We start from the raw sequence: 13,290 nt of genomic DNA, 5'->3' as shown, positions 1-13,290 counted from the left end.
GGCGCCGGCCAGGACGAACCGAGAACCGGCTAAGACGGTTCTAACAGGTCTCCGAGTCATGCTGCAACCGGCTAAGGTGGTTCCATGTGTGCTGCGTTCCCTGACTTCCGCCTCGGTGCCGTGCTGGCGACCAGCTTCACGGGGACCCTGTCGGAGCGTCATGGCACCGTGGTGGAGCGCATTCCCGTGCCGCAGCGGCTCGTCGACTGGCTGGCGGTGAACGGCCTCGCCGTGGACTCCTGCACCCTGGCCCAACTCGATCTCGCCCGGGAGTTGAGGGAGTCGATCCATGCCGCCGCGACAGCGGCCGCGATCCAGGACGCTCTGCCGGCGGCCGCTGTCCGTGCCATCAACGACTTCAGCGTCCAGGGCCGGGCCGCAGCGACCCTGACGCCCGAGGGCAAGCGTCAGTGGCGGCTCAGCCCGGCTTCCCGCGTGGAAGACGCCCTCGGCGTGGTCGCCGCCGACGCGGTCAGCGTCATCGCGGGCGAACGCGACGGAAAGCTGGCTTTGTGCGCCTCACCGACCTGCCGAGCCGCCTTCTTCGACACCAGTCAGAGCCGCACCCGCAAATGGTGCGACATGAACACGTGCGGGAATCGTCAGAAGAAAGCGCGCTTCCACGCCAACCAGCGTGAGAGTCCCAGCTCGGCGGAGTGATCGAGAGCGGTGCCGTCCGACGGCGGGACCGCTGGGTACGGTTGGATCCGCGCACCGTCGCACCGCGCTCGGCAGGTCGACGCCGGACCGGCGACCGCCCGCGCTGGGGGTTATCCCCCGTTCCGACCGTCGGGTTCGCCGGATCGCGCCCCGGTGGGAGCGAAAATAGCGTGCAGCCATGACTTCGACTCTGCGAAAGCTCCAGGTCATGGCACTCGGTGTCGCTACGCAGCTCGCTGCCGTAGTGGTCCCCGCCATCGCTCAGCCTGCCGGCCCCTCCCCTCTGGACCAGTTACGCCGGGACACCAAGGCGATCCACGCCCTCGGCGTGAGCGGTGTACAGGCCCGCGTGATCGCGCCCGACGGTCGGCAGTCGGTCGCCACCAGCGGTACCGCCGACCTGGACACCGGCCGACCGGTCTCCTCCGGCGGGTACTTCCGCATGGCCAGCACGTCCAAGACGCTGGTCGCCACCGTGGTCCTCCAGCTGGAGACCGAGGGCAGGCTGTCCCTGGACGACACGGTCGACCACTGGCTGCCCGGAGTGGTGCGAGGAAACGGCAACGACGGCAGCAGGATCACCATCCGTCACCTGCTCCAGCACACCAGCGCCATCCGGGACGCCCTGCCCGGATACACCACGCCGGAGGAGTACCACCAGCAGCGCCACCACATCTACGAACCCGAGCAGCTGGTCGAGTTCGCCATGGCCCATAAGCCGGAAGAGTTCCTCCCGGGCAAGGGCTGGGCGTACTCCAACACCGGCTACATCCTGCTCGACCTGATCATCCGGAAGGTCACCGGTCACCCCGCTCACCAAGAGATCGACACACGCATCCTGCGCCCCCTGGGCCTCGACCAGACCCGGTGGATGGGCACCTCGCCGACCCTGCCCCGACCCCACGCCCAGGCTTACCAGCTCTTCGGCCCAGGTTCCCGGGTGAATGTCACCGACCAGATACCGGTCGACCACGCGAACCTTTCGTGGGTCACGACCACTCGGGACGAGAACCGCTTCCTCCGCGCTCTGCTCGACGGCCGCCTACTGCCGGCACGGCAGCTGGCCAAGATGAAGCGCACCGTCCCCGTGAGCGCGGAGGTCCAAGAGCTCTGGCCCAAGGGCCGGTACGGGCTCGGCCTGGTCGAACGCCCCCTGGGATGCGGAGGAACCTACTGGAGCCATGAGGGCGGGGACGGCGGCTACATCACGCTCAACGGCGTCACCGACGACGGGCGTCGAAGCGCCGTGGTCTCCATGTCCGAGGCGCGCGGCGACACCAAGGAGCACATGCTGGAGCAGGAGAACGCGGCCAGCGCCCTGATCGAGCACGCGCTGTGCGCCAGGAACTTCAGCACCCCGTGACGCAACGCCTGCCGACCAGACCGGGCGGGGGACGCGCACCCGCCCGGCGTGTCCATCCGTAAGCCGGTCAATGACTCGGTGCCGTGCGACGCCTCAGGACAGGTTGTCCCCCTGGGTCAGCGTCTCCCAGGCGACGAAGAGGTTGTTCGTCCCCATCGGACGCCCGGCCCGGGTGTAGGCCTCGGTGTTGCTCATGGCGTTCCCGAGCCGGTTGTGCAACGCGTTGTAGCCGACCTCGGTGACGGGGCCGAGCCCGCGGTTGATGCTGCCTCCGCACAGCCAGGACGGCGGGTTGTTCAGTTCGTACGTGGCGTGGAGGCCCAGCGCGTGCCGTATCCGTTCGCCGAACTCCGGGTACAGGTCCTGGCCCTGGATGCGGGAGGTCTCGGCCACCTGGGACATGGCCGCTATACCGTAGCCGGTGTGGACGAAGTCGCGGCAGGTCTCCTGGGCGAGCCCGTTCACGAATGTGGTCTGGTTGTGCCAGTAGCCGATGATCTCGTCGCGGGTGTCGCGGCCGTCACCCGGCTTCGTGCGTGGCAGGGCGCCGTCCGAGGTGAGGTAGACGAAGGCGGGCACCCGGTTGCGGTAGAGCGACACCGCCCGGTCGTAGATGCCCTTGTCGTCCAGGTGGACCCCGATGCCGATGATGGCCTGGGTCATGCTCAGTTCCCAGTTGCCGTTGGAGTTCGAGCCGTTCTGGATCTCCGGGTAGTAGACGTCGCGGAGCATGGTGCCGAAGCGGCCGGAGTTGGGCCAGTTGCCGTAGACGTGCTTGATGATCTCGGCAGCCTTGGGCCAGGAGGAGGCGGCCCAGGCGGTCTGCAGCGGCGCGTTGCTGTTGGTGTGGTCCCGGACGGTGGCCGACCAGGCGTCCATGATCTGGATCGCTTTCGTGGCGTGGGCCGCGTTGCGCGTGACGTACCAGGCCAGGGCGTGGGTGTACGCGGCGATCGCGTCCTCACGCTCGTCCGTGCAGCCGTAGTTGGGATTCGAGTACGAACCGCACTCGACGACGGCGCGCGGGTGGGGGGTGTACGAGAGGGAGGCGTACCGCGAACCCATCATCTGGCTGTAGGCGGCCGCCTGGGGGGCGGTGCCCGCGTCGACGCGGCTGCGCATGGTGTCCAACTGGGCGCGGCTGACGCCGACTCCGGGGTGGGTGAACGCGGCGGGGGCGGCCTGCGAGGCGGGCACCGCGTCGGCGGCCGTGCTCGCGGCATCGTGCTGGGCGGCCGAGGCCGGCAGCGCGAGGAGGCCTGCCAGCAGCCCGCCTACGGTCGCGATCAGGGTGGATCTCAGAAATCTGCTGCGCATGGGGGGTGTGCCTCTCTAACCGAGGGGATGTTCTTGTATGTGAACACTTCCTGCGGACGTGAATGGCTGATGTCTTCAGGAAGCTAACGGCCCGCCATGCACGCGTCAAGGTCTAGACCTGACGCGCCTGTCGGCTCGTCGAAGGCTGCCCCGCGCCGGACGTGACGAGGGCTCGATGTACGGGCCCTCGGGCCCGGGGTCGGTGCGCCCCGCGCGTGACGGTCGCGGAACGGGGACGGCCTCCGGCCCGAACTGCGAGCATGGGCTCATGGACGAGGGAGCGGGCCCCGGCGAGTTCGTCGTGCGCAGCGTGAGCGAATGGGAGTCGGAGGCGCTCTGCCGGATCGACCCGTTCGCGGCCCAGGGCGATGTCGGGCGGCAGGCGAGCATCCGAAGGTGGTGTCACCAGGGCCTGGCAGTCGCGGCGGAGGACGTGTCCGGCCCGCTCGGCTACTGCGTGGTGGAGTACACGTTCTTCGCACAGGGCTTTGTCACCATGCTGATGGTGGCTCCGGCTGCCCGTGGCAAGGGTGTCGGCCGTCGCCTGCTCGACGCGGCGGCCGCCTCCTGCGCGACCCCGAAGCTGTTCACGTCGACCAACGTGTCCAACCAGCCGATGCAGCGACTGCTCCGACGCGCCGGGTGGACCCCGGCCGGCCTGGTCCATGGCCTCGATGAGGGCGACCCCGAGCTGTTCTACCTCTGCCCGACCGCCGACGGACCTGATCCGGGCTGAAGGGGCCCGTCCGGGATGCGGCGGTGCACCTCGGTACAGGCCGGTCCACCGTGTACCGACGGCCCTCCCCGCTTCCCCCGTACGGCTCCGGGAGCCCGGGGCGACTGCTTGATCGTCGTCGCGCGGGGTAGCGAAAGTGCATGGCTACCGACAGATCCACTGCTGAGAGCGGTTACGTGCAGCCCGAAGTCGACGTCCGGGCACTGACGGAGGTGCTCGACGGCGAGTACGCCGAGATCCGTGACCTCGTCCGGACCAACCTGGCGACGTACGCCTCCGTGCTCGAGGAGGCTGACGAGCTCGGTGTCGACGCGTTCCGGGAGCGGGTGCGTGAGCTCGTCGTCGAGATGGCCGCCACGGGACAGACGGGCATGGGGTTCCCGAAAGAGTACGGCGGGGGAGGCGACATCGGGGCCTCGATCGCCGCATTCGAGACGCTTGCCTTCGGCGATCTGTCGGTGCTGGTGAAGGTAGGTGTGCAGTTCGGACTCTTCGGCGGCGCGATCCTGCACCTGGGCACCCGACGCCACCACGAGGCCTACCTTCCGGATCTGATCACCGGGCAGCTGATGGGCTGCTTCGCCATGACCGAGACAGGGCACGGCTCCAACGTCCAGGCCCTCGGCACCGTGGCGAGGTACGACGCCGCCTGCCAGGAGTTCGTCATCACCACCCACGGCGACCAGGCGCGCAAGGACTACATCGGCAACGCGGCCCGCCACGGCGAGCTGGCCGTGGTGTTCGCCCAGTTGGAGGTGGGCGGGAAGTCCGAGGGCGTCCACGCGTTCGTCGTCCCGATCCGGGTCGGGGGAGAGGCGGCGGCGGGTGTGCGGATCGAGGACGACGGCCGCAAGATGGGTCTCAACGGGGTGGACAACGGCCGGCTGTGGTTCGACGGCGTCCGGGTTCCGCGCGAGGCGCTGCTCAACCGGTTCGCGGACGTCACCGCCGAAGGCGTCTACGAGAGCCCGATCGAGAACCCGAACCGGCGCTTCTTCACGATGCTCGGAACGCTGGTGCAGGGCCGTGTCAGCGTCGGTGGGGCCGGGGTCAACGCCGCCAAGGTCGCCCTGGCGATCGCCACGAAGTACGCCGTGAAGCGCCGGCAGTTCGAAGCGGCCTCGGACACCGAGGAGCAACTGCTCCTCGACTACGGTCTGCATCAGCGGCGCCTGCTGCCCCTCATCGCGCGTACGTACGCACTGCACTTCGCGCAGGACGTCGTACGTACGCAGCTGCACGCGGTCTTCTCCGGCATCAAGGACGACGCCCATGCGCGGCGTCAGCTGGAGTCGCGGGCCGCCGGGACCAAGGCGCTCGGTACCTGGCACGCCACCCGGGTCGTCCAGGAGTGCCGCGAGGCCTGCGGCGGCGCCGGCTACCTGGCGGTCAACCGGTTCGCCGCGCTCAAGAGCGACAGCGACATCTTCACCACCTTCGAGGGCGACAACCACGTGCTGCTGCAGCTCGTGGCCAAGGGCCTGCTCACCCACTACGCGAGTGAGTTCGAGGACCTGGACCAGCTGGGCACGGTCCGCTACGTGACCAACCTCGCCGTCGAGACGGTGATAGAGAAGACGTCGGCCCACAAGCTGCTCGAACGGGTACGTGACCTGCTTCCCGGCGGCGACGAGTGGGACCAGGAAGCCGGCCTGCTCGACTCGGAGTACCACCTCGCGATGCTCCGCTACCGCGAGGAGCACATGCTCGCCGGGGTGGCCCGGCGGCTCAAGCGCGGGATCGACCAGAAACGCAATCCCGGCGTCGTCTTCTCGCAGGTCCAGGACCACGTCATCGCGGTCGCCCACGCACATGTGGAGCGGCTGGTGCTGGAGGCGTTCGTCGAGAAGGTGGGCGCGCTGCCCGAGGGCGACAACAAGGTGGCCCTCGGCCTGCTGTGCGATCTGTTCGCCCTGTCGACGATCGAGGCGGACCGGGCCTGGTTCATGGAACACGGACGGCTGACCGTCCAGCGCTCCAAGGCGATCAGTCGTGAGGTGAACGACCTCTGCCGCAAGGTCCGGCCCCTCGCGGTCGGGTTCGTCGACGCCTGGGGCATCCCGCCGGAGATGCTGCGCGCGCCGGACCTGGTGGGCTGACCCGGCGCCGCCGGCCGGGGTGTGCGTCGTGCGCTCACCCGCATGAACCACCTCGGCCGGTTGCTGCGCCCCGCCGTCGAGGCCGGGGCGCAGCAACCGGCCGAGGTGGCGCGGTCGTCGGCTCAGGTCAGGAGCCGGCCAGCAGGATGCCGAGGAGCATGCCGCCGACCAGGCCCACGGCGCTCACCACGATGGCGGGCACAGCGAGCCGTTCGTGTCTGACGGTCTTGGCGACGATGGCCAGCACCAGGCCGACCACACCGAAGACGATGGGCAGGAAGATGAGCGAAATCACGCCCAGCACCATCGCGATGATGCTCAGCACGTTGCCGCTCGCCGTGCGCTGCGGTGCGCCATGAGGGTGCTGCCCGGTCTGCTGATTGTCGTACTGCGCAGTCATCTGCCACTCCTTCGTGATCGTCAAGAGGCCTGATCCCGATATCGACCGGCCAACTCCACGGGTACCCTCAAGTCCCCCTCTGACACCGCTACTTGGGAGAGGTCTGTGGTGAGGGCCCATGCCCCGGCGGGACCGCGGCCGGGCCGTCAGGGCCGAGGCGCCTTCTCGCCGTGCACCGCCGTGTACGCGGCGGCGAGCCAAGGCCCCAGGTCATCGATGAGCATGCCGAGTACCGCCGGATCGGGCGAGGGGGTGCGGCCGGCCGACGCCGCGACGCGCATCTGCTCGGCGCGCTCCGGGTGATGACGGCCGAAGAGTTCGGCGGACCTGTTCAGATCGCTGGTCCAGCCGCCCCACTGCGGCATGACCAGCGTGAACCCCGTGCGGACGGTGCGGCGGCCGACGAGACGGCTGAGCGTGCGTCGGTCGGTGTCCGTCACGGCTGCGGCGGCCCTGGCGCGCCAGCGCGGAAGAACGCGCCCCAGATCGCCGTTGGTCTCGCGGGCGAGGAGGGAGGTGGGGCGGTAACGGGGGAGACGTTCCGCCAGGTCGGGTCCGAGCAGCGGGGTGCAGAGGCAGGCGACGAAGAACCCGCCGTCGTGGCGTTCGAGGTCGCTGAGCAGGACGCGCCTGCTGGACAGCAGGATTCCGACGCCGTCGATCTGCCGGAACGCCTGGTCGATCGCGGCCTCGGTCCTGTCCGCGTCGGCACGGTCGGCCCGGGTGGGTTCGTCGTGCAGGACGAGCTGGAGGTCGAGGTCGGAGACTCCGGGTGTGGCGGTCCCGCGTGGGATGCTCCCGTAGAGGTAGGCGCTGTGCAGTCGCCCCCTGCCGAACGTCTCGGCGATGTGGGTGCGGGCGGCGTCGACCACGGGAACGAAGGGTGCCGTGATCCGGTCCAGGGCGCCCTCGCGTGCGATGGTTCCGTCGTGGTCCAGCCCTCGCTCGTCCATGGGGTCACTGTGCCTCACACGGCCCACGTCGCCGAGCGGATTTTTCTCTTGGTCTGACCCCGGATTTTCGGGGTAGAGGACGCTGAGCAGGATGAGGATCACTTCAGATCAGGCGGGTTCCATGGACCAGGTGGCACAGGACCGTGTGCAGCAGTCTTCGGCCGGCGGAACCATCGAGGTCTCCGCGGTCTTCGAGCGGGGCGAGGGCATCGCGGAGGCCCGCGGGCTCGCCCGGTCCTTTCTCGGCGACGTGCAGGCCGTTCACGGGCTGCCGGTCTCCAGCAGGGTGCTGGGGACGGTGCAGCTCGTCGTGAGTGAGCTGGTGACCAACGCGCAGAAGTACGCGCCGGGGCCCTGCCTGCTGGTGCTCACGATCGAGAGCGGCACCGTCCAGGTGAGTGTGTGGGACAGCGGCACGACACTGCCCTCCCTCCTGGCACCCGACCCGACGCGGATCGGGCAGCACGGCCTGGAGATCGTGATGGCCGTGTCGCGCAGCTTCGCCGTGCACCGGGAACCCGTCGGCAAGCGGATCACCGCGGCCGTCGTCCTCGCCGACGATCCCGGTGACGACGTCCTCGGCCGGCAGCCCTGAACAGAGGCACGACTCCCGGCGGGGATCGAGCAGGGGCCCGTGATCACGCGCTCCCGGCCCTCCGCGACGGCCCGCCATCCGGTGACACGTGGTTCCGGACGCCCGTGGGGCCGGCGAACGGATCCCGACCCGGGCGCTGCGGACAGGGGCTCACCCCGACGGCGTACACCCGGTAGTACGACCTCGGAGCAGCGGCGAGAGTGACAGGGACCGCGCGTCGTCGCGTCCTCGGCCACCCCATGCCGTCTGCGAGGGAGATCCCGATGTCCCGGACCACGGAAGGCCGGCACACGGAGCCGGCGGATACGACTCGGGCGCGCGGACAGCGCCTCCCCAGCGAGGCGGACAGCCCCCCGGAACGGGGCGTTCCGTACCCCGACGGCCCCATCGCGACCCCGTGACCCGCCACCCCGTGACCCGCCACCGCGGCGGCGTCGTATGACCCACCCGGGCACCCTCGTCCTCATCATGGCGGCAGCCGTTCTGGCACCGCTGCTCGTGTACGCGACGCGGCGCCGGTTCCGCGTTCCGCTGGTCATCTTCGAGATCGCGCTCGGGATCCTGATCGGCCCCGACGTGCTCGGCTGGGCCCACACGGACGAGGTCATCGACACGCTCTCCGACCTCGGGCTCTCCATGCTCATCTTCCTCGCCGGCTACGAGATCGAGTTCGCGGCCATCCGCGGGGACACGCTGCGCCGCTCCCTGTGGGCCTGGCTCGTCTCCCTCGTCGCCGCGATCGGGCTGGCCCTCCTCATCAGCGGCGGAGAGGTGTTCAAGGCATTCGTCATCGGTACGGCGCTGACCAGCACGGCCCTCGGCACCGTGTTGCCGATGCTGCGCGACGGCGGGGAGCTGAAGGGCCGCTTCGGGACGGTCATGACGGCGTTCGGCGCGGTCGGCGAGTTCGGTCCCGTCGTCGCCGTCGCGCTGCTGCTCAGCGGCCGCCGCCCGGCCGAGTCCGCCGCTCTCCTCGCCGCGTTCGGGGTGATCGCGGCCGCAGCCGTCTTCTGGGCCCTGCGCCCGCGGAAGCCCTGGTTCACACGGCTGACGGAGCGGACCCTGCACAGCAGCGGCCAGTTCGCCGTCCGCTTCGTGATGCTGCTGCTGGCCTGCATGCTGGGGCTCGCCGAGGTGTTCGGCCTGGACGTGCTGCTCGGCGCGTTCGCGGCGGGGATCCTCACCCGTCTCGTCCTGCACCGGGCCGCGCCCGAGAGCAGTGACGAGGTCCTGGGCAAGGTGGAGGCGATGGGCTTCGGCTTCCTCGTACCGCTGTTCTACGTCGTCACCGGCATCGAATTCGACCTGGACGCGCTGGTGCACGACCTGGCCGCCCTGCTGGTGGTGCCGCTCTTCCTCCTGTTGTTCCTGCTGGTGCGGGGCGGACCGGTGTACGTGTTCGCCCCGAAGGACCTCGGCTCCGCCGACCGGGCCGGACTGGCCCTCTTCGCCTCGACCTGCCTTCCGCTGGTCGTCGCGATCACCACCATCGGGGTGGACCAGGACCTCCTCGGTTCGAACGAGGCCGCTTCGCTGGTCGGCGCCGCGATGCTGTCCGTCCTGGTGCTGCCGTTGCTCGCCACGCGACTGCGGTCGAAGGCCGGCGGGCAGGGCCGGACGGCCACCGCCTCGGACGCCGGCTCCGAAGCCGAGGCATGGTGACGTCTCCGCTCCGGGCCCGCCTCAGGCGTCCATGAGCCCGCGCGCCGTACGCACGCGACGCAGCCCCGCCGGGTAGGGGAGCGCGCCGGCGAGGGCCTCCGCCTGCCGGAGGGCGTCCACCGCCTCGTCGGCGAGGGACAGCCGGGAGAGGGAGACGGCGAGGGCCACCCGTGCCTCCACCTCGGCGAGGCGCTCACCGGTCCGTTCCGCCCGGGCGGCCTCCGCGAGGGCGAGCAGCCGGGCAGGTTCCGCCCGCCCCGCGAGGAGCTCGGCCCACGCCGCCAGCACCGGTGCCTCCGCCACCGAACCGTCCAGGGCCCGTAGCGCAGCCTGCGGGTGGTTCGCCGCCAGGGCCAGTTCCGCGCGTGCGGTCCGCACCTCGTACGTGGCCTGCCGGTCGCCGAGCCCGGCGGCGGACGCCCCGGCCCGGTCCAGCAGGACCGCGGCCTCCGCGTCGGCGCCGGTGCGCAGTCGCACGCGTGCCAGCGTCGCCAGGGTGTACGGCAGGCACCAGGCCTCCTCCTGCTCGGCGCCCGCGACGGCGGCCTCCGCGAGCGCCCGTGCCTCGTCGATCTCCTCCAGCAGCAACCGCAGCTCGGCCAGGTTGGCCCGTTCGAACGCGGCGGCCGTCGGATCGCCCGACTGCTCGGCGAGTTCGAGCGCCCGCCGGCCCGTGGTGACGGCCGCACGCAGACGTCCGCCGCGCCGGGCGTTCTCCCGTGAGGTGGACAGGACGAGACCGTGCAGCGTGGGGTCGCCGTAGGCCTCGGCGGGTGCGAGGGCGCGCTCGCCCGCCTCGCGCGCCTCGTCGAAGCGGCCCGCGAGCCCGAGGGTGCTGGCCTGCTGGGCGTAGGAGCGGGCCACGAGCCCCTGCCCCGGCGCCCCGGGCACCCGCACTGCCGCGGCGAGAGCCTGCCGGGCGGCCTCGAACCCCTCGGCGTACCGTCCCTGGACCCCGCAGATCACGGACAGCGCGAGGAAGTGGTCCGCGACGGCCTCGGGCGCGGTGTCCTCGGCCACCGGATGGTCGCGGAGCACCTGGAGGCCGGCGTCACGGGCCCCGGTCTTCACCAGGGTCTCGGCGAGGCGGGCGGCCGCGAGCACGGTGTCGTCGTGGTGGCCACGCCGTACGAACTCGTCGAGTGCCAGCCGTAGCGAGTCGGCCGCCTTCGTGAAGTGGCCCATCCTGCGCAGCACCTGGCTGTGGGCGAGCCGGGCCCGGGCCGCGTCCACGTCCAGACGGTTCACCAGGTCGCGGTAGTAGCGGTCGGCGCTGTCGTTCGCGTAGAGGGAGGCCGCCCGCTCGGCCGCCCGGCGCAGGTACTCGGCGGCCCGCGAGTCGTCCGCGCGGGCGAAGTGGGAGGCGAGCGCGTCGACGGCGTCCGGGCGGCGGCGGAGCACCGCGCGGGCGAAGGCGCCGTGCAGTTCGCGGCGACGCATCGCGGAGAGCCTGTCGTAACACGTCAGGCGGACCAGGGGGTGACGGAAGGCCAGCCCCTCCTCGGGCCGCCCGGAGACCACGACCTGACGTTCCTCGACGAGCGAGGCGGCGACGGCCCGTTCCAGCGCGTCGGCGGCGGCCGGCCCGTGGACCGCCGGGTGGAGCCCCTGCGCGGCGACGTCGAGCAGCTCGGAGAGAGCGGCCTCGCCTCCCGCGACGGACAGCGCCTCGACGATGCGCCGGGTGTCCTGGTCGAGCCTGCCGAGCCTCTCACCCACCAGTCGGCGCACCCCGTCCGACGCCAGAGCGGCGGGCAGGCCGTCACCCAGCCCCCGGGCCAGCTCCACGGCGTACAGGGGATTGCCGAGGGAGAGTTCCCAGACACGGCGCATCCGTCCGTCGGGAACAGGTGCGGGCGGTGCCCCGGGGCCTTGCCCCGCCGTGTCCGGGCCGGGTGCCGTCCCCGTCGCGTCCCGTACGAGCGCCAGACACGCGTCCCGGTCGAGCGGTCCCACCCGCTCGCGCACGGCGAGCCCTTGGCGCAGCATCGCGGTGAGGCAGGTGCGGCGCGCGTCGCCGTCGGGCAGCTCCTCCTCCCGGCAGGTGACGAGGAACCGAAGCCGTGCGCCGGTGGCCGCCGCGCGCCGGGCCAGATGACTGAGGAGCTGATACGAGCCGGTGTCGGCGGCGTGCAGGTCGTCGAGGACGATCAGTACGGGATGGGCGGCCGCGAGTTCGGCGAGCAGGGCCGAGGTCACCCGGAAGAGCCGGTCCCGTTCCTCCTCCGGGCTGCGTCCACCGACCTCCCGCACCTGGCCCAGGGACGGCAGGAACGAGGCCAGTTCGGGGTACTCCGCGCCCACCCGGGCCCTCTGTGCGGCGTCCCGCTCGGCGAGCCACGCGTCGAGGGCCTCGGCGAACACCCCGTAGGGCGTGTGCCCCTCCTCGTCGTGTCCGGCGCCCCACAGCACGGCCGTGCCGGTGGAGGCGGCCCGCCGGGCCGCCTCGCCCGCCAGCCGGGTCTTCCCCACGCCGACCTCACCGGTGAGGAGCCGGACCGGCGGGCCCTCCCGCGCGAGCAGACGGCCCAGGGCGGCGTCGCGTCCGTGCAGGGGGGCCGCGGCGGGAACCCGCAGGAGCGCGGGGAGCGAGGGCGTGGACGGGAGGGGCACGGGACCCGGTTCGAGCGCCTCCCGGTGCAGACGCTCCGTCTCGGGGCCCGGCCGCACACCGAACTCGCGATCGAGCAGCCGGCGGCACGCGTGGTACTGCCGTACGGCCCGCCGCCGCAGCCCCTGGCGCAGGAACGCGTCCATGAGGATGCGGTGGGCCAGCTCCTCGGCGGGGCTCGCCCCGAGGACCTCTTCGGCGACGGCCACGGCCTTCTGCACCGCCCCCGCGTCCAGGTGCGCCGAGGCGAGTCCGAGCAGGAGTTTCTCCTGGAGCGCCGCGAGCCGTTCCCGGCGCGCCTCCGCCCAGGGCGCGTAACGGTCCTCGGGCAGCAGCTCACCGGTGAACCGGCCGAGGGCCCGGACCAGTTCCGGAACTCCGGCGGAGGCCAGAGCGGCCCGCCCCGCCTCCTCCGCGTCGTCCGCGTCGATCCACACGGTGGCGGGGGCGAGCAGGAGCATCGAACCGTCCGAGACCAGGTACGACGAGGCGGCGCGGGGCGCGAGTTCGGGCTCCAGGGCGCGGCGGGCGGCGTGCAGCGAGACCCGCAGGCTGCCGAGCGCCGCCTGCGGATCGGCGTCGGGCCAGCAGGCGTCCATGGCCTGCTCGCGGTGGAGACGGTGGCCGGGCGACACGGCGAGCAGTTTGACGAGGGCCTGTGCGCTGGGCCTCGGCCAGCGTTCGGCGAGCGCGGGGCCGCCGTCACGGGTGACCCGGAACCCGCCGAAAAGGTGCAGACGCAGCAGCGGTGGGGCGGGGGTGGTGCGGTGGGGCCCGTGCTGCGCGTTCATCAGGGCGCCACTGTAACCGAGGACGCCCGAGGGCCCCCGGGCGAGTGCCCGGGGGCCCGGCACCGCGGTGAGTGCGCGCCCGGCAGGGGCTCGCGGCCGCCGG

Annotated in this window: 10 protein-coding genes; 6 read left to right on the top strand and 4 right to left on the bottom strand. The window is 71.7% G+C overall.

The window, feature by feature from the left end; genetic code table 11:
* The first annotated feature begins 84 nt into the window (after positions 1-84).
* Positions 85-660 carry a CGNR zinc finger domain-containing protein gene (locus tag OG488_RS04440; RefSeq protein ID WP_329226114.1) on the top strand — a complete coding sequence of 192 codons (576 nt, stop codon included), beginning with the start codon at positions 85-87 and terminating at the stop codon, positions 658-660.
* Positions 661-838: 178 nt separating this feature from the next.
* Complete coding sequence (locus tag OG488_RS04435; RefSeq protein WP_329226112.1) at positions 839-2,023, top strand: serine hydrolase domain-containing protein; 1,185 nt, start codon at positions 839-841, stop codon at positions 2,021-2,023.
* Between the two features lie 93 nt (positions 2,024-2,116).
* Here the strand turns inward: OG488_RS04435 and OG488_RS04430 are convergent, their stop codons facing one another.
* Positions 2,117-3,340: an alginate lyase family protein gene (locus tag OG488_RS04430; protein ID WP_329226110.1), complete on the bottom strand. Its 1,224-nt coding sequence runs from the start codon at positions 3,338-3,340 to the stop codon at positions 2,117-2,119.
* Positions 3,341-3,608: 268 nt separating this feature from the next.
* Between OG488_RS04430 and OG488_RS04425 the strand changes: the two genes are divergently transcribed.
* Together OG488_RS04425 and OG488_RS04420 are read left to right on the top strand one after the other, a co-directional pair.
* On the top strand, positions 3,609-4,076 hold the full coding sequence (locus OG488_RS04425; protein ID WP_329226108.1) for a GNAT family N-acetyltransferase: 468 nt from the start codon (positions 3,609-3,611) through the stop codon (positions 4,074-4,076).
* Positions 4,077-4,216: 140 nt separating this feature from the next.
* Positions 4,217-6,175: an acyl-CoA dehydrogenase family protein gene (locus OG488_RS04420; protein WP_329226106.1), complete on the top strand. Its 1,959-nt coding sequence runs from the start codon at positions 4,217-4,219 to the stop codon at positions 6,173-6,175.
* 127 nt (positions 6,176-6,302) lie between these two features.
* Here OG488_RS04420 and OG488_RS04415 read toward each other — a convergent pair whose 3' ends face one another.
* Both OG488_RS04415 and OG488_RS04410 read right to left on the bottom strand, forming a co-directional pair.
* Positions 6,303-6,575 carry a hypothetical protein gene (locus OG488_RS04415; protein ID WP_329226104.1) on the bottom strand — a complete coding sequence of 91 codons (273 nt, stop codon included), beginning with the start codon at positions 6,573-6,575 and terminating at the stop codon, positions 6,303-6,305.
* A gap of 146 nt (positions 6,576-6,721) precedes the next feature.
* Positions 6,722-7,528 (bottom strand): nucleotidyltransferase domain-containing protein, encoded by an 807-nt coding sequence (locus OG488_RS04410; protein ID WP_329226102.1) that lies wholly within the window; start codon positions 7,526-7,528, stop codon positions 6,722-6,724.
* Between the two features lie 121 nt (positions 7,529-7,649).
* On the opposite strand from OG488_RS04410, the gene OG488_RS04405 reads away from it, so the two are divergent.
* A complete protein-coding gene (locus tag OG488_RS04405) occupies positions 7,650-8,123 on the top strand; it encodes an ATP-binding protein (protein ID WP_329226099.1) in 474 nt (157 codons plus the stop codon).
* A gap of 438 nt (positions 8,124-8,561) precedes the next feature.
* A complete protein-coding gene (locus tag OG488_RS04400; RefSeq protein ID WP_329226097.1) occupies positions 8,562-9,785 on the top strand; it encodes a cation:proton antiporter in 1,224 nt (407 codons plus the stop codon).
* Positions 9,786-9,806: 21 nt separating this feature from the next.
* On the opposite strand, the gene OG488_RS04395 is transcribed toward OG488_RS04400, so the two are convergent.
* Entirely contained in the window at positions 9,807-13,187 is a 3,381-nt protein-coding gene (locus tag OG488_RS04395) for an ATP-binding protein (protein WP_329226095.1), read from the bottom strand.
* Between the last annotated feature and the right edge of the window lie 103 nt (positions 13,188-13,290).

The sequence above is a fragment of the Streptomyces sp. NBC_01460 genome (assembly GCF_036227405.1).
Taxonomy (GTDB): Bacteria; Actinomycetota; Actinomycetes; order Streptomycetales; family Streptomycetaceae; genus Streptomyces.
The sequence above is the reverse complement of the archived record's forward strand: the minus strand, read 5'-3'. Positions and strand labels throughout refer to the sequence as shown.